Annotated in this window: 15 protein-coding genes and 1 tRNA gene; 3 read left to right on the plus strand and 13 right to left on the minus strand. The window is 46.5% G+C overall.

Translation table 11 applies throughout. The features are described from left to right. Positions 1-175: 175 nt before the first annotated feature. Positions 176-1,375, plus strand: a complete 1,200-nt coding sequence (locus tag NL647_RS10660; protein ID WP_253650127.1) for a NupC/NupG family nucleoside CNT transporter — start codon at positions 176-178, stop codon at positions 1,373-1,375. A gap of 107 nt (positions 1,376-1,482) precedes the next feature. Here the strand turns inward: NL647_RS10660 and NL647_RS10665 are convergent, their stop codons facing one another. The 3 genes from NL647_RS10665 to folD all read right to left on the minus strand — a co-directional run bounded on the left by NL647_RS10665 (position 1,483) and on the right by folD (position 5,268). After that, complete coding sequence (locus tag NL647_RS10665; RefSeq protein WP_005446460.1) at positions 1,483-2,496, minus strand: DNA cytosine methyltransferase; 1,014 nt, start codon at positions 2,494-2,496, stop codon at positions 1,483-1,485. A gap of 389 nt (positions 2,497-2,885) precedes the next feature. After that, positions 2,886-4,211, minus strand: coding sequence for a hypothetical protein (locus tag NL647_RS10670; RefSeq protein WP_253650128.1), 1,326 nt, complete (start codon positions 4,209-4,211; stop codon positions 2,886-2,888). 196 nt (positions 4,212-4,407) lie between these two features. Further along, a complete protein-coding gene (gene folD, locus NL647_RS10675) occupies positions 4,408-5,268 on the minus strand; it encodes a bifunctional methylenetetrahydrofolate dehydrogenase/methenyltetrahydrofolate cyclohydrolase FolD (protein ID WP_005446463.1) in 861 nt (286 codons plus the stop codon). 203 nt (positions 5,269-5,471) lie between these two features. Here folD and NL647_RS10680 point away from each other — a divergent pair. Both NL647_RS10680 and NL647_RS10685 read left to right on the plus strand, forming a co-directional pair. After that, positions 5,472-5,548 (plus strand) — tRNA-Arg (locus NL647_RS10680). Between the two features lie 112 nt (positions 5,549-5,660). Further along, on the plus strand, positions 5,661-6,257 hold the full coding sequence (locus NL647_RS10685; protein WP_005446464.1) for a hypothetical protein: 597 nt from the start codon (positions 5,661-5,663) through the stop codon (positions 6,255-6,257). Positions 6,258-6,306: 49 nt separating this feature from the next. On the opposite strand, the gene NL647_RS10690 is transcribed toward NL647_RS10685, so the two are convergent. The 10 genes from NL647_RS10690 to NL647_RS10735 are packed head-to-tail and all read right to left on the minus strand — an operon-like array spanning position 6,307 to position 17,191. Beyond that, positions 6,307-7,530 (minus strand): beta-ketoacyl-ACP synthase, encoded by a 1,224-nt coding sequence (locus NL647_RS10690; protein ID WP_005446466.1) that lies wholly within the window; start codon positions 7,528-7,530, stop codon positions 6,307-6,309. After that, a complete protein-coding gene (gene fabG, locus NL647_RS10695) occupies positions 7,527-8,252 on the minus strand; it encodes a 3-oxoacyl-ACP reductase FabG (protein ID WP_005446468.1) in 726 nt (241 codons plus the stop codon). The genes NL647_RS10690 and fabG overlap by 4 nt, the downstream gene beginning before the upstream one ends. Beyond that, positions 8,249-8,713, minus strand: a complete 465-nt coding sequence (locus NL647_RS10700; protein WP_239911739.1) for a hotdog family protein — start codon at positions 8,711-8,713, stop codon at positions 8,249-8,251. Before NL647_RS10700 ends, fabG begins: the two co-directional genes overlap by 4 nt. After that, a complete protein-coding gene (locus NL647_RS10705) occupies positions 8,706-9,893 on the minus strand; it encodes a beta-ketoacyl-[acyl-carrier-protein] synthase family protein (protein ID WP_239911741.1) in 1,188 nt (395 codons plus the stop codon). Before NL647_RS10705 ends, NL647_RS10700 begins: the two co-directional genes overlap by 8 nt. Positions 9,894-9,914: 21 nt before the next feature. Next, positions 9,915-10,526, minus strand: a complete 612-nt coding sequence (locus NL647_RS10710) for a DUF3261 domain-containing protein (protein WP_239911743.1) — start codon at positions 10,524-10,526, stop codon at positions 9,915-9,917. After that, on the minus strand, positions 10,523-12,865 hold the full coding sequence (locus tag NL647_RS10715; protein WP_253650129.1) for an MMPL family transporter: 2,343 nt from the start codon (positions 12,863-12,865) through the stop codon (positions 10,523-10,525). The genes NL647_RS10710 and NL647_RS10715 overlap by 4 nt, the downstream gene beginning before the upstream one ends. Further along, entirely contained in the window at positions 12,837-13,466 is a 630-nt protein-coding gene (locus NL647_RS10720; protein ID WP_045490503.1) for an outer membrane lipoprotein carrier protein LolA, read from the minus strand. Before NL647_RS10720 ends, NL647_RS10715 begins: the two co-directional genes overlap by 29 nt. Beyond that, positions 13,466-13,912, minus strand: coding sequence for a thioesterase family protein (locus NL647_RS10725; RefSeq protein ID WP_005446478.1), 447 nt, complete (start codon positions 13,910-13,912; stop codon positions 13,466-13,468). The genes NL647_RS10720 and NL647_RS10725 overlap by 1 nt, the downstream gene beginning before the upstream one ends. Next, positions 13,912-15,465 carry a histidine ammonia-lyase gene (gene hutH, locus NL647_RS10730; protein ID WP_253650130.1) on the minus strand — a complete coding sequence of 518 codons (1,554 nt, stop codon included), beginning with the start codon at positions 15,463-15,465 and terminating at the stop codon, positions 13,912-13,914. The genes NL647_RS10725 and hutH overlap by 1 nt, the downstream gene beginning before the upstream one ends. Continuing rightward, positions 15,449-17,191 (minus strand): glycosyltransferase family 2 protein, encoded by a 1,743-nt coding sequence (locus NL647_RS10735; RefSeq protein ID WP_253650131.1) that lies wholly within the window; start codon positions 17,189-17,191, stop codon positions 15,449-15,451. The genes hutH and NL647_RS10735 overlap by 17 nt, the downstream gene beginning before the upstream one ends. Position 17,192 lies beyond the last annotated feature (1 nt).

Here is a 17,192-nt window from a genome sequence, read left to right on the forward strand (position 1 = left end):
TGGAAATAATAACTTTAGGCAAACGTTTATCTTTATTTAATTCAAAGAGTTATTTTGCTGATTAAAGAGTGAGCAGACAAGATTCTCAGCCTGTTAACATCCCCAACTTGCGCCTTTTTTTACGCTCTATACAATCCGACGCCTTTCCTGTTCCCCCTTTTGTCGGATTCATTTTATGAACTCAATTCTTGGTATCGTAGCCATCCTATTCGTAGCATGGCTGCTTTCGACTAACCGTAAGAACATTCGTCTACGAACGGTGTCTTTGGCTTTTGCTCTGCAAGTAATCTTTGCGCTATTGGTACTTTACGTACCAGCGGGTAAAGAAGCGCTTAACGCAGTAACTGGCGCGGTTTCTAACCTAATCAACTACGGTCAAGAGGGCATCGCGTTCCTATTCGGCGGTCTTGCGACCAACGGCTTTACCTTCGCGATTAACGTACTTGGTATCATCATCTTCTTCTCGGCACTGATTTCTGGTTTGTACCACATCGGTCTAATGCCAAAAGTGATCAACCTAATCGGTGGTGGTCTTCAGCGTTTGCTAGGTACAGGTCGTGCAGAATCGTTATCTGCAACAGCGAACATCTTCGTTGGTATGATTGAAGCGCCGCTTGTAGTAAAGCCATACCTGAAGCACATGAGTGATTCTCAGTTTTTCGCAGTAATGACTGGTGGTTTGGCATCGGTTGCTGGTGGCACGCTAGTAGGTTACGCATCACTGGGTGTGGATCTTAACTTCCTAATCGCAGCGGCATTTATGTCTGCGCCTGCGGGTCTTCTGATGGCAAAAATCATGATGCCAGAGACAGACACCACAACACCAGATATCGACCTAGACCAAGTAGAAATGCCACGCGCAACCAACGTGGTTGAAGCAATGGCAGACGGCGCAATGTCTGGTTTACGCATCGCAGTGGCGGTAGGTGCAACCCTACTGGCGTTCGTGAGCGTTATCGCGATGCTAAACGGCATTCTAGGCTGGTTCGGCGGTCTATTCGGTATGGAACTGAGCTTCGAGCTAGTACTTGGCTACCTATTCGCACCAATCGCATGGTTGCTAGGTATTCCTTGGAATGAAGCTATCGTGGCTGGCTCACTAATCGGTAACAAGATTGTGGTAAACGAGTTCGTAGCCTTCATCCAACTGATGGAAGTGAAGTCTCAGCTAAGCGCACACTCACAAGCTATCGTAACCTTCGCACTGTGTGGTTTCGCAAACATCTCAACCATGGCAGTGCTGATTGGCGGTCTAGGCTCACTCGTACCAGAGAAGCGTTCATTCATCTCGAAATACGGCTTCCGCGCAATCGCAGCAGGCGTAATGGCGAACCTGATGAGCGCATCAATCGCTGGCGTGATTTTGAGTCTTTAATTGAAAGGCGATGGAAGGTTCCCTTAAGTGGGGATCTTCTTCCAATTGAAGTAATAGAAAGAGAAGAAATGAGTATCCCTAAAGGCATTTAGGGATACTTTTTTTCGCTAAGCGGCTTTAAGATCTTTTGCTTGAGCTAGGTGCTCTTGAATGCTTAAAGCCAATGCTTTTGCAAAAGGGACAGCAACAGCATTACCAATCATCTTGTAGCCCGCTGCAACATTGTTGTAAACGAACTCAAAGTCATTCGGGAAGCCCTGAATTCGTGCGCACTCACGCACACTCAGACGGCGATATTTGTCTTCGTGACCTTCCACAAACTTAAACTTGTCTGTCTCTACTTTTTCCATTTTTGGCGCGCCTGGGTGAATCGGTGCGTGGCGACCGCCAGCCTGAATGGTAAAAGAAGGCTCATCCCAAGTTCTCACTCGGTTTCGAGACATAAACATCGTAGAGAAACCGCCAATCATGTACTCGTGGTTTAGCACTTTTACATCTGGGTTTGGCTTCTGCTTGTCTAATGCAGGCACTGCCGTTCCATCAAGGTCTGCAATCACGTGCTTCAAGGTGCGACGTTCTGTTTTTTCCATTGGTTCTGGGAATGTGTACTTGATGTTTAAGTCACTTCTGAAGCCAATAAAGATAACGCGCTTTCTGTCTTGCGCAGCACCGTAGTCAACCGCGTTCATCATCTGGTAATACAAATCATAACCAGCATCTTTAAACATCTGCTTGATGTTGTTGAGCGCGTTTGCATGGCGTGTGTGCTGCATACCACTTACGTTTTCAGCCAAGAAGAACTTAGGCTTTTTCGCTTCTAGGATACGGATAAAATCGAAGAACAGCTGACCACGCTTGTCTTCGATACCACGTTGCGCACCCGCTTCACTCCAGCTTTGGCATGGTGGGCCACCAATAATACCATCACATTCAGGCACTTCATCCGCATCAATGTTTGTGATACTACGTCTGTCCAACGTAGTGTGAGGATGGTTCTTCTCGTATGTCGCCCAAATATCTTTATCGTATTCGTTAGCCCAAGTTACATTGAACCCGGCTTGTTCGAACCCTAGGTCTAAGCCACCAGCCCCAGCAAAAAAAGAAACGATTCGTTGTGTCATGCTCTGATATATGTCGTCTAAATAATGGGCGTATTGTACCAACTTACTGTACATAAGGCCAGTGATTTTTTCTCGCGTTATTTCAATAAGTTGAATGTATGGCTGCACTTATACCCAAGTAACCTCGAGATGCTAGGTTCAGCGAGAATGACTTGGTTTGTAGACGCGGCGGCGATTTAAAGATCTAGTCATTCTAAATCAAGAATCGGCAACAAAGTATACAAGCCAAGGCAGCTCGCCCTTTGGGAGCGTGTCATTGACCCGATTGCTGCGTCAAACAACTTGGAAAGAGCTGGCTATTACACTGCGTTGTTTTCCTTACTCTCGAATCAATGACAACGCTCTGAATCCTGCATCTTGAAGTCACTTGGGTATAGTAGAAGCTAGACTCAGAAAGCGCGATGGGTGAGAGGGCATTGAGTTAATACTTCAAAATAAGTGACAAGCTCATCGGCAAGTTTTGGATTGTTGCGACTCAAATAGTAGGCATTCACCTCGGAATGTGTCCCTTCGTAGGTGGTATCAGGCATGTTGACGAGATTCATTGATGCAACATAACGGTAAATAAATTGAGTCTCTGTCAGGTTACCCGTGGAGATAATGATTGTGTCATCGACGACGATAAATTTAGCGTGCAAAGAGGTGTTGAAGTAATACGCCGTGTTTGGTCTTTGTTTGAGGAAGTTGACCATCTGGAGAAAGTTAGTGGTATTAGAAGGCATCCGCGTTTCCACTAACTGCTGGTTGATGCAAACGTAGTGTTTACCTGATTTTTTAATTTTGTGCTCATCCGTATAGGTTTGGGAAATGACGCGCAGTTCGACATCGGGATGGTTAGGTATTAAGTTCTGATCATTAATGTGCTGTGCACACAGAATGACCCTTTTTCTCGCATTGCGAATCAGGGTATAAATTTTATCCTGCACAATGGTATTGGATTCATTTAAAAAGTGAGCGGTAAAGTAGATGCCTTGATCCCATGAGGGGGAAGACAATCTCTCTTGTGTCTTCTCTTGATAGCTATACCCTCGTTTTTCCTCGTAATGTTTGATATTTGCGCTATTGATTTTTAAGTGGTCAAAAAACACCTGACACCTTTGATGATCGTGTTCTGAATTTTCCGTATGAACCAATAACTCATGCTTAATTAAGTCCCTGACTGCCATATTTGAAGACGTGACCATGGAGTGACTAGACCCCGATTTGAACTTAATAAATAGGTGTTTGATATGGAGAGAGTAGGGCATTCTTCCTCGAGAGAAGGGCTTAACATACTTCGATCGGACATACATATGATCACAGATGTACAAGTTGATTTTTGGATTCTCAGACTTGGCAAATCTGCCATATAAATATTGGGCGATGTCCTTTTTGGAGAACAGTTTTTCCTGTTTACTTTGTAGTGCTTTGTTTTTGCTTAGCTTGGGTGCGAAAGTGGGAGATTGCGCCGGAGTTTTATCGTAGCCCTCTAAAGGAATAGAGAAGATATTCAATGTAATTCCAGCCTTCAACGCTGATCCAATCATACTTTCCAGCATCAATTTGTTATTGCATAAATACAACGCGAGATTGATCTCTTCGAGCTGCTCTTTCTGTTGGTCGATAAAATCGCAAATGAAATCAGTAAATTTGGGGCTTCCACCTTCCGCGTAAAACTCATAATCCGGTAGGTTTTGTTTTGGTGATGGACCATCAAACAGTATTCTTTCTCGCATGGTATTTAGCTGTACAGAAACAAATGAAAACCACTATACCGCGACTAAATTGTGTATTGGCTGTGTTTGAATGAACTTAGAAGTGGTTCAAAAAATACTCACTCTCTATTGAGTCATATTGTTATTAACGGCTGGGGTTAGAGTTACAGCCAATAAAAAAGGCTCCGCTGGAGCCTTTTTTCATCGGGGGGCGTACTTACTTTTTGGTGTGGAACTGTTCGCATGCCAGCATTGTGTTCTCAATTAGGCTTGCCACTGTCATCGGACCAACACCACCTGGTACTGGGGTAATGAAGCTCGCGTTTTCACGCGCTTTATCGTATTCCACGTCACCCACTAGTTTGCCTGACTCAAGACGGTTGATACCCACATCAACCACAACCGCGCCTTTCTTAATCCACTCTCCAGGAATGAAGTTCGGCTTACCAACCGCAACTACAACAAGGTCTGCTTGGCGAACGTGACCTTCTAGGTCTTTGGTAAAGCGGTGACAAGTCGTTGTTGTGCAGCCAGCAAGAAGCAGCTCAAGAGTCATTGGGCGACCAACAATGTTTGATGCACCAACCACAACTGCGTGTTTGCCACGTAGTTCTATGTTGTAACGGTCAAGAAGCGTAATAATGCCTTTTGGTGTACAAGAACGAAGCTTAGGAATGCGCTGCGCTAGACGACCCACGTTGTAAGGGTGGAAGCCATCCACGTCTTTCTCTGGGTGAATGCGCTCAAGAACGTGCGTTGCATCGATGCCAGCAGGAAGAGGTAACTGAACAAGAATACCGTCGATTTCTGCGTCGTTGTTCAACTCATCAATTAGAGCCAGCAATTCTTCTTCCGACGTTGTCGCAGGAAGGTCAAAAGACTTAGAGACAAAGCCAACTTCCTCACACGCACGGCGCTTACTGCCAACGTATACTTGAGAAGCTGGATCTTCACCAACTAGAACAACTGCAAGACCAGGAGCGCGAAGACCAGCTTCAATACGAGCTTTCACACGTGCTGCAACTTCGGATCGAACAGTTTGGGAAATAAGAGTTCCATCTATATTTTGAGCAGTCATGACTTTCCTTTTAAATTGAGAAGGCAAATTATTTGCGGCGCATTGTCGCAGAAAATCTATTTAACATCCATACGCAAACGTTTGCTTTGTGGTGTTTTTGAACATTTAGTCTTTTGGTGCCCTTTTTTTAGGCATTCAGATCAGAATGTTATGAAAACTCGTTGATTTAAGCGCTTGAACTCGTATAATCCTGTCCCTGTAGCGCGCCCTTAGCTCAGCTGGATAGAGCACGTCCCTTCTAAGGATGTGGTCATAGGTTCGAATCCTATAGGGCGTGCCATTTATTCAAAAGCCCCGATAACTCTCTGAGTTGTCGGGGTTTTGTCGTTTTGGATTGTCCAAAATGACTCATTTCATAGAATTTGGTTCTCTTCTATTCCATTTAGTAAATCATGAAAAAAATAATTCTAACCGCAGTTGTGCTTTCTATTTTAAGTGGATGTGTCACGCGTAAAGTTCGTGTGCTTCCACAAGCTGTCAATATTTCTCCGATTACTGACGTAGCAATTAAAAATCTTAATTGTCAGATGGTGGACTCTTACACGATTGAAGATATCCATCCTAACAACGTTGACCGTATGTTGAAGAATCAAACGTACGCATCGGGAGGTAACCGTTATCACATTGCTACCGTGCTCGATACCAGTCGTGGTCGTCCTTCCAGTGTGGTTGCTGAGTTGTATCACTGTCCATCGGCACCGAGCGTAAGTGTGGCTAAAGCAACCAAAACCATGTTACTGCCTGGTGCCAATGAGGTGCAGCCAATCTCATTTGCAGAGGTGGAAAACAATGAGTGTAAAGTCATCGGTAACCAAGTTGTGTCTGAGCAACAAAAAGGTTCCTTATTTGAGGAACTTGCAAACCAAGTTTATATGGCGGGTGGTAACCGATATCACGTGGTGAAGGTGATAGAAACCGATGGACAAAATCCAACGTCAGTTTCAGCAGATATTTATCGCTGTAAGCACCGCTCTGTAGCTTACGAATAGAACAAAAAAGCGCTAGCTAAGAAGCTAGCGCTTTTTGTTTAAAAGGGGTTTAGATCTTTTTAAAGATGAGTGAGGTGTTGATACCGCCAAACGCAAAGTTATTGCTCATTAGGTATTCAACATTGAGCTCGCGACCTTGTCCTGAGATGTAATCTAGGTCGCCACACTGTGGGTCTAGGTTCTCTAGGTTAAGGGTCGGGTTAAACCAACCTCCGTGCATCATCTCTAGGCTTAGCCACGCCTCGATAGCACCACAAGCACCTAGGGTATGACCAAAGTAGCTCTTCAATGAGCTGATTGGCACTTTACCGAGTGCATTTGCCGTGGCGTTGCTTTCTGCAATGTCGCCGCGGTCAGTCGCCGTACCGTGCGCCGATACATAATCGATTTGATCTGCCGAAATGCCTGCGTTCTGTAGCGCCATCTCCATACAGATTTGCATGGTTTCCATTTGAGGTTGTGTTACGTGTGCAGCATCGCAGTTGCTTGCAAAACCAATGATCTCGGCATAGATTTTCGCGCCGCGAGCCACTGCGTGTTCGTACTCTTCTAAAACCAATGTACCTGCGCCTTCGCCAATTACTAAGCCATCGCGCTCGGTATCGTAGGGTCTTGGGGTACTTTTCGGTGCGTCGTTTTTCAAACTGGTCGCGAAAAGGGTATCAAACACAGCCGATTCTGTTGGGCAAAGCTCTTCAGCGCCACCTGCAACCATCACGGTTTGGTAACCGTGCTTAATGGCTTCGTAGGCGTAACCAATCGCTTGGCTGCCAGAAGTACATGCGCTACTGGTTGGGATCACGCGACCTTTTAAGCCAAAGAACAGACCAACGTTAACTGCAGTCGTGTGTGGCATCATTTGTACGTAAGTTGTCGCGGTAATCGCTTTGGTGGTTTTGTCATTTAGCATTACACCAAATGCGCCAATGGCATCGGTACTGCCTGTAGATGAGCCGTAAGCAATACCGGTTTGACCGTTAGTGAGAACATCATTGCCAATCAGACCGGCTTGGCTTAGCGCGTTTTCTGTTGCGACAGTCGCAAGCTTAGAGACACGACCCATACCGCGGACTTGTTTGCGTTTGTAATGCTTCGGTAGTTCGAAGTCAGTTACAGGTGCAGCAAGCTTGGTGTTCAAACCATCATATTGCTCATAAGAGGGCATGTATTGAGTGGCGTTCTGGCAGTCGCGCAGTTTAGGCTCTACTGCTGACCAATCGTTACCAAAGGCGGTAACACCGGACATACCTGTCACAACGACTCGACGACTCATACTAAGCCTCCATTTACTGAGATAACTTGGCGGGTAACGTAACCTGCGATATCAGACATCAAGTAGCTTACCAGACCAGCCACTTCCTCTGGTTCACCCATGCGACGAAGAGGGATTTGCGGCATCGCGTGCTCTTTTACGTGCTCATCCACCATGCCAGTATCAATAAGACCTGGTGCCACACAGTTCACGGTGATCTTACGTTTTGCGAGTTCAAGCGCGAGAGATTTCGTTGCACCAATCACGCCAGCTTTTGCCGCGCTGTAGTTGGTTTGACCACGGTTGCCCATCAGACCAGACACCGACGCGAGAGTCACAATACGACCGCCTTTGCGTTTTTGTACCATTGGCATTACGCAAGGGTGCAGCACGTTGTAGAAACTATCTAGGTTGGTATGAATCACGCCATCCCATTCTTCTTCCGTCATCGCTGGGAAAGCAGTGTCGCGAGTGATGCCAGCATTGTTGACGACACCGTAGTAAGCACCATGCTCTGCGATGTCGGCTTCTAGTTTAGTACGGCATTCTTCGCGGTTGCTGATATCAAACTGGATCAGACGACCTGAGCCACCATGTTGTTCAATGGTCTCTAAAGTGTTTTGTGCGCCTTGTTGATCGCCCATGTAATGCACGACGATGTGGAAACCGTCTTTGGCAAGTTGAACGGCGATGGCTTTACCAATGCCTTTACTGGCACCAGTTACGAGGACTTGTCGGGTCATTGTTGACTCCTGATTTTCATTTCTTTTAATTTTTCTTCTGATGGAACGTATACGTTCAACTGACAGGTAGCGATGGTTTTTTCTTGCCACTCCATGCGAGCAGAAAACACCGCCATGCCATTGTCTTCCATCATTTTCTCGGCATACACGTCGAGCTGTTGACCTTGAGTAAAGGCATCGCACTCAGAAGTGTAACGTCGACTGCCTAATAAGAACCCAATAGGTGGCTCCTGTCCTTGAATAAGGGCATGGTAGCCAGACCAAGCGGCAACAGACTGTGCCATAAACTCTATACCGACATACGCCGGAACCGTTTGAGTATCACGGTTGAAAAAAGGGTTGTGCTCGCCAATATCAACCTGACAATGGATAGTGTCTTCTTGAATATCGATAGCACGATCAACCAAGATCATTGGTCTATCGTGCGGAAGCAGTTGTTCAATTGGGGGAAGTTTAGTCATGAGCGTAACCAAAAATAAGACTAACGTTATTACCGCCGAAAGCAAAAGAGTTGCTTAAAATCGCTTTTCCACCAAGTTTTGATGGTGCTTCAACGAGGGATATTTCGATATCTTCCGCTTTGTTTGCACAATGCTGGACGGGGAGATCGAGATCGTAATTCAAAATATGCCATGCGATTGCCGCTTCAGTTGCGCTGGCGGCACCTAGAGTATGACCAGTTAACGGTTTGGTTGAGCTCACTGATACAGCATCGCCAAAGCAGCGGAAAATGGCTTTGCTTTCCATCGAATCGTTCAATGGGGTCGCGGTTCCATGCGCATTGATGTAACCAATATCTTCAGCCGTTAAGCCAGCGTTTGAAAGGGCTTTGTTCATGGCCTCTTCTGCACCGAGTCCCTCTGGGTGTGGTGCAGAGATATGGTGTGCGTCAGAGCTGTCTCCTGCGCCTAACAACGCCACTTTGGCGGGCGTGTGGCTCAATAGCATGATGGACGCGGCTTCTCCGATATTAATACCCGAACGATCTGCATCGAATGGTAAGCAGTGTTTGTCTGACAGGGCTTCTAGACCACTAAAGCCATTTAAGGTCAGGCGACATATGGTGTCGACACCACCAACAATCACGGCATCGACTAGCCCCGATTTTAAAAGACGTTGAGCGGTGATAAATACGCGTCCACTGGAAGAGCAAGCTGTCGATACGGCGTAATGAGGACCTGTCAATCCAAAATACGCGGCGACAAAGTCACTGCAATGACCAAGCTCTTGCTTACGGTAATGGTAATCGTCTGGGAACGCACCATCTGAGAGCTTTTCTGCAAAGGCAATTTCACCATCTGCAATGCCGGAGGTGCTGGTCCCGATCACCACGGCAATGCGGTCTGAGCCATATTGGCTAATGGCTTCGCGGACTTTGGGTTCGATCTGCAAAATGGCAGAGAGTGCGAGTCGGTTGTTTCTAGAATCAAACGAATGCAACGCCTGCGGAAGCGTTGGTAATGGCTCTAAGACGCGTCCAATAACGGTTTCTCGATCGTTATTCAGAATGGTTTTATCCGCGACCATGTTCGATGGCTTAGAACCTGATAGACATTGATGAATGCTTGCATCATCGTTACCCATCGCGGAATGAAAGCCGCAGGCCTGAATATACAAAGGTTGAGGAGAGCGAGTAGACATAGTGTTGTATTAGGATCGTTCTTAATTTAATTGATACTGCAGTGTTTGAATAGAAATCGAAAACGGATGTTGAAGGTGATTAAAGCTAATCTTACCTTTCAGTTTGTCGTGATTCTCATAGCGGATGTCTATGATCTTTTCGCCGTCGCTATTAAACACGGCTCTAGAATATTCATCATCAATCATTCGCCACCTTACCTTATTTAGCGGCGCTTCCCAAGCAGAACTCGGCCACAGCGTGATCATTAGGTTGAATAGTACTTGCTCCGGTTCTGGCAACGTGCCATCGAGACCGGTTAAAACTTCTGTATTTATCTGCTCACCATTGTAGTTGAGGGATAAAATTCGGGTACCCCAAGAGGAAAAGCCGGCTAGTGTGACATCGTTGCTGTTCACTTGTAATTGCACTGGCAGTTGTTCTTGTCTCTCTTTTCCTTCTGCGGTCCAAGTCGCAGTAATCAACTGGCTTGCTGTGAGGTGATAACCGAGATCGTTCGGGGCAGGGAGCGCGACAGAGACGCCTTGTTCTATTTCGACGCTAGGCGTTGATTGTTTGGGTACTAAGCTGCAAGCACTGAGCGTAGTTACAAAAATCATTGCGATGAAAATACGCACGGCCGTGGAAGTGCTCATTGTGATTTTTCCTTAGTCATAATAGCAATTGGCGAGAGTAGCCAAGCGATGAAAATGCCGCTTAAAACGGTCACACCAAAGCTATGAATCGCATGGGTTTGACTGAGAGAGAGTAACCCAAAAGACAATACCGTTGTGATGGCAGAGAGCGTAATCGCGAGAAGAGTGCTCAAACTGCGTGCTTTCTCAGCAAAAAATAGGGTGTAGTCGATACCGATTCCCAAGATCAGGATCAAGCCTAACAAGTTAAATAAGTTGAGTGTCGAGCCAGCAGCAACCGCGGCAGCGAGACCTCCAATACAAGCAATTGCTGAAGGGAGTAAAATACGCCAACCGTGGTGAAAGCCGTAGCGTTTGACTAGAACGGCAAAAATAATCGCGGCAGCAGCAAATAACAGCTCCATGATTTTAATGCGGTACTCGCCAAATAATGTCGAGATCTCTTCGGCTTTGTTTAAGTAACTGATATCTGATTGAGACTGCGCAAATGCTTTTACAATTTCTGGGTCGTTCAACTTGTTTAACGTGATGACCGCTGCCGATTGACCTTCGATTTCTCCCAAGTAGAGGAAGCGAATTGGTTCGGACACCGGATTGTTTAGATAGTCTGGCAAACTGACTGGCACAAGGGTGTTTGTCAGTTTTGGCTTGTGTGCCAGTTGTAAGCCTGATGCTAAAGCAGAAGCTTGCGTTTGGTACAGATTTGCTATCAGAGCAAAATCACTTTGTTGGCGTTCGATTGAGCCCAGATACTTACTCAAACTTTGATAGCCTTCAATGATGTTGGTTTGTTGCCATTGCTGTAGCGTGGGGTCAAGTTGCTCTAGTCGTTGAAGCAGAGATTGATCCGTGTCGGTGGTGACCACAAGCATTTGCTGAGAAGCCTGCATTCCACTGACTTTTGTAATCAAAGCCTCTTGCTGCTTTAGCGTTTCTGGCATGGCTTGCAATTGGCGAATGTCATCGTCGTACTTCAACTGAGTGAGAAAATAGCCACTGATGATAAGACAGGTAAGCGGCAGCCCAACTTTCACGCTAGGACGTTGCCACACAGATAACCATGCAGACAACAACCGATGACCCGGTACTTTCACCGCATTGCGAGAAGGTTTCACTGCGAGAATCGGGTACCAAGCTACTACAGTTGCGTAAGCGGCAATCAGTCCGATAGAGGAGAAGAGAGCAAGTTGCTGCAAGCCAGGGAAGGGCGCAATCAACATGCCTAAATAGCCAATCAAACTGGTGATAAGACCTAAAGTGATGGCAGCAAAAATATGTTTGAGACCTTTTCGGCTGTCCCACTGGCTGCCTTCAGATAAACGTTCAGTCAGATAATGGAAAGCGTAGTCTATTGAAACACCAATTAAGCTTGCACCGAAGACCAAACTGAATAGATGGACTTTGCCAAATACCCAAGTGGTGACGCTAAGAGCAATCAGCAAGCCAACCGAAATGGATAACAGCGCTAAAGAGAGTGGCATTAAACTGCGGAACACAACCAAGAACAACACGACGATGCCCAATAAAGAGAACACGCCAATAGTGCTGATTTCTGATTTCGCACTCTGAGTGCCAAAGTCTGCGTAAAACAGTACGCCGGTATGCGCGGTTTTAGCACCAAACTGTGCGGCGATGGATTGCTCTAGCTGTTCGATTTTTGGGACGACACTTTGAGTCGAGAGAGCGTATGGAGAACCACTGAGTGTCGCAGTGATTAAGAGGTATTGTTGACCATCTTTTTCGACAGACAAGTAGCCATTATCGAGTCTAAACGCTGATGTTTGCTGCGTGACTTGACTTAAGTAATCACGAAACAGTAAGAACGGATCGTTTTGTAGCTCTTGACCTGTTACGCCCGAGAACGGGTTGTAAAGGGATTGAACCACGTATTGCACTTGAGCTTGTGGGTCTTGGCTTAATCGCTCTCGTTGTGCTTGAGTCAGTTGCTGGAAACGATGATTGAAGTAGTAGCTTGCCCAAACTTGTTGAGCGTCAGGTGATATTTTCCCGATGACGTTGGTAAACTGTTGGGTTTCTCTTAACCCTTTTTCAAATGCGCCAGCGGCTTTTAGCAATTGTGTTTTGTCGGCAGCGGTCAGCACAAAGATGACTTGATCACTCATGCTGGTGGAGACTGCTTCAAACGCTTGCTCTGCGATTGGATTTTGCTGATTTTCAGGCAGCAGTTTTAGGATGTTGGTTTCAATCGGCGAGTGTTCGCTCCCCACCCATTGTTTTAATAGCAGAGCGCTTGCGATCACAACTAAGCTTAACCAAAGCCAAGCCAATGCGTATGAACCTAGACGGAATTTAGAAATCAAATTGAGCCTTTTCTGCATCCGTTAATTCCTTTGGCAAAGACGCTTGTTGAGTAAACTCAATCTCTGTTTTGTCTCCGCGCAGTTCTTCTAGCATTAATTGGTCAATATGAGTGTTACCAGAGAGCGTGATGGCTTTAAACACCGCGTTAAGTGGCGCTTGTTTTGGAGTGAGAACCAATTGCCATTGACCACTATCTTGAGCAGAAAAGTCCAGCGTAAACTGTTCTTTCAATGCTGCGGTATCACCATGGAAAACCGATAGAAATACATGGCTAAAATAGAATGCCATTGGGTTTTCTTGTGCGGTGATGGTTTTTGGCGCTTGGTTAGCAAAGGTCTGGCGTAACTTGTCTTGAGTTAAAACCAAGTTTACGGCAAATGGGATCTGCTGTTGCCAAAGTAAACCGTGCGATTTGCTGAGAGTAAAAATGCCTGTTGAAGTAAGCGGTTGATTAAACATCTCTAGGTGACGGCTTTGCTTAAAATCGCCGCGGATTACTTCGTTTTGTGACAGCTGCGCCTGCAATGAGTCGAGATCCACCACTTTTGCCCAGCTCGGAGTCGAGAATGATACGAGCAGAGCCATAGACACAAATAAAGAGAACAAGGATTTGCGCATTAAGATAGGCTCCCACACTTATGCCACTGCTCTACTTTATCTAGAAAAGCGGCAGGAGAAACAAAGCACATTTCTTGTTTTTCGATAGAAACTGCCACTTGCGTGGTATGAGCTTTACACATGCGCTGATCGGTTTTGGCATCATAAATCACGTAGTCTACGCGCAAGCGGTTTTCCCACTCAGTGAGCGTCGCGGTAATGCGAATCTCGTGGTTGAATGGGATTGCCTTTACATACTTCACGCGGGTGTCGATGATTGGCCACATGTAGCCCGACGCTTGCATATCACGGTAGCTGTACTCAATCTTCTCCATTAGCACTCGGCGTGCTTCTTCGAAGTAACGAAAGAAGTTACCGTGATAGATGACGCCCATCGGATCAGCATCCTGAAATGAGGTGACCATTGTCACCTCGGTTTCTAGCGGGTAAAGGACTTGTTCTTGCATTACGCCTCCGCGTACAACAACCAGTGACGTTGTTGGATTTTAGCGATGAAGTTACGTAGATCGTGCTCTAGTGGACGGTCTTCGACAACAAACTCGAACTCTTCCAGTACCGCATCGCGAATCATCTTCAAGTTACTGCTCATGTGGTGTTCGTCTAGCTCATTATGGCGGCGACGAATCTCTACCGCTTGAACACTCGCCAGCAAAGATGCCGCTGCGACTTGTTCTGTCAGCTCAAGAACGCGCATACAGTCGCGAGCTGCAATCGTACCCATGCTCACTTTGTCTTGGTTGTGACACTCTGTTGAGCGTGAGAACACGCTTGCAGGCATGGTGTGTTTTAGCGCTTCTGCTGTCCAAGCTGAAATACCAATTTGCACCGCTTTAAAGCCATGGTTGATTGGCTTACGTTCGCCTTCCGCACCCGTCAGGTTGAATGGCAGACCATTGTTGAACTTGTAGTCCATTAACTGAGCCATCTGACGATCCAGTAGATCCGCTAGGTTCGCGATGTTTGTTTTCAGTGTGTCCATCGCCATTGCAATATGACCGCCGTAGAAGTGTCCACCATGCAGTACGCGTTCGTTGTCGCCATCGATGATTGGGTTGTCGTTTGCGCTGTTAAGCTCGTTCTCGATCAATTGACGCAACCAAGGAAGAGAATCTTGAACCATGCCGATCACGTGTGGAGCACAACGCAGAGAGTAACGATCTTGCAGGCGGTCACTGTTGCGTGGTGGGCGTTCCGCTTTAAGGTCGTTACGTAGCCATGCCGCAACTTGTTGTTGACCCGGATGAGGTTTCACTGCGAAGAGGGCTTCATCAAAGTGGAAATCATTGCCCTGCATACCTACCGATACCATCGCCGTGATCTTAGTGCACAACTGAGCAAGGTATTCTGCGCGTTTGTAAGCAATACACGCCAGAGCAGTCATCACGGATGTGCCATTCATCAGCGCCAAACCTTCTTTTGGTTTGAGCGTAATTGGAGTAATGCCAAGTTCAGTAAATACATCAAGAGTTGGGCGTACTTCACCTTTGTAAAGCACATCGCGCTCACCAATAAGCGCCGCAGCAAGGTAAGACAGTGGTGTTAAGTCGCCACTAGCGCCAACCGAGCCTTCCTGCGGGATGCGTGGTGCAATGTCGTGGTTGATCAGGTTGACGATTTGGTTCAATAGATCATGCGAAACACCAGAAACCCCTTGTGATAGAGAACATAGGCGAGTTGCCAGCACGGCTCTTGCTTGCTCATGAGACAAGATCTCGCCTAAACCACAACCATGAAAGCGAGTGAGGTGAAGGGGTAATTCATCGACCAATGCTGGTGGGATTGCAACAGTGCAAGAGTCGCCATACCCAGTGGTTACGCCGTAAATTACGCCTTCTTCTTTAAGTAATTTTTCTAGGAATGCCACACCGCGATCAATCTTCGATGTGAATTCCGGTGACGCATTCATGTTTGCTTTTGCACCATGTGCAATCGCGACGACATCTTCAATCGAAAGGCGTTCTGCACCAAAGGTGATGCTTTGATTATTGTTTATTGTCATGTTGCTGATTACTTAAAGTCCAGAAATTAAAAAAGTTGTACCACTGCAATGGAGCTTGCAGTGTGTGATGTTCTAATCGTTGCGCATATTGCTGCACCACGTTGTCCAGCGCTTCTTGGCGACTCTTACGTGGTAAGACGATTTGATCACTAAAATGTTCAAAATATACGTTAAAGTGCGGCGTTTCGGCGTTATCGTCTCGTAGACCAAACAGCAGATAAACTGGAGCTTTCAACACTGAAGCCAACATAAATGGTCCCTGTGGGAAGGGCGCTGGCTTGCCTAAAAAGTCCGCCCAAACGACGCGGCTTTCAACGCTGGTGGAAGTGCGATCGCCAACAATCACCACCCATTCACCTTGCTCTATTTTTTGTTGAAGCAAAATGGCGGTATCAGGTCCCATCGAACTCACTTGGATAAGGTTAAGCTCGGAGCTTGGGTTAACGGCCTTCATCACGGCATTAAATTGCTCGGCGTGCTCGGTGAACACCAATGCATTGATTTTCACGTGTGAATGTCGGCGACCAAGCGCTCTACACAATTCGATGTTACCAAGGTGGGAACCAAGAATGACCACGCCTTGTTGTTTTTCAGCCATCTCTTCGAAGTGGTGCTGACCATGAATGGTAAGATTGTCCACACTGAAATCACCTTGCCAAGCTGCCAACTTATCAAGCATGGTTCGCCCAAATGACAGCAGGTGCTGATAGCTGTCCAAAGGTTGAGGTAGGGTGATGTTCTGTTGTTTCGCGTGTTGTTGCAATTGATCTAAGTAGATCTCAGAAGCTTGTCGAGCAGACTTACCTGTTAGGTGGTAGTAACGCATTACGAGCTTCAAAATGAGGTCAAAAACTTTGCGTCCAAATACTCGATAAACGGCTAATAGGGTTTTGATACCCAACACGGTGCCTTGTTCTTTTCGCTTTGACCAATGAGCGTCGCGAGATGTTGCTTGCTTGGATTCGTTTGCACGCTTGTGCTTACGAGCCAGCAATGAAGGGATGCGAGGCAACATGCCAAAGAACAAACGTGTGTGCATCCAACTGATTTTTACGTTGTCCCAAAGTGCATCAAAATGAGAAATGCCACCTTCAGGGTAAATCACGCGTGTTGGTACGAAATCAATATCGGTGCCTTCCCAATACATACGAACTAAGATCTCAATGTCGAAGTCCATGCGCTTACCAATGTCGTACTTGTGGAGCACGTCCACAGTTTGGGTAAGAGGGTAAGCTCGAAAGCCACACATGCTGTCTTTGATAGAAAGCGATAGCGTCTCAATCCACACCCAAACATGGGTCGCGTATCGTCCGTAGAGACGTGATTTAGGTACGCTTTCGTCGTAAACCGGTTGTCCAGAAATCAGTCTGTTTGGATTAGCCTGCGAAGCCTGCAATAACGTTGGCACAGCCTCAAGGTCGTGTTGCCCATCGGCATCTATCTGAATTGCATGAGAGAACCCTTGTAGTAGCGCTTGCTTAATACCAGCCATTACTGCGCCACCTTTACCTTGGTTTTCTGAAAGGCGAATCAAGGCGATTTTCTCTTCATTTGCTAAAGCATCTAGAGCACATTTTGTCTCTTCATTACTGCCGTCATCAACGACTAAAACTGGCAGGAAAAAAACAGACAACGACTCAACTACAGCCGCAATCGTGCTGCCATGGTTGTAGCATGGAATAAGAAAACAAGGGTGGTATTGGTTCTCGTTGCTTGCGCTTGTCACG

Source organism: Vibrio sp. Y29_XK_CS5, from assembly GCF_024181835.1.
In the GTDB taxonomy this organism is placed as follows: Bacteria; Pseudomonadota; Gammaproteobacteria; order Enterobacterales; family Vibrionaceae; genus Vibrio; species Vibrio harveyi.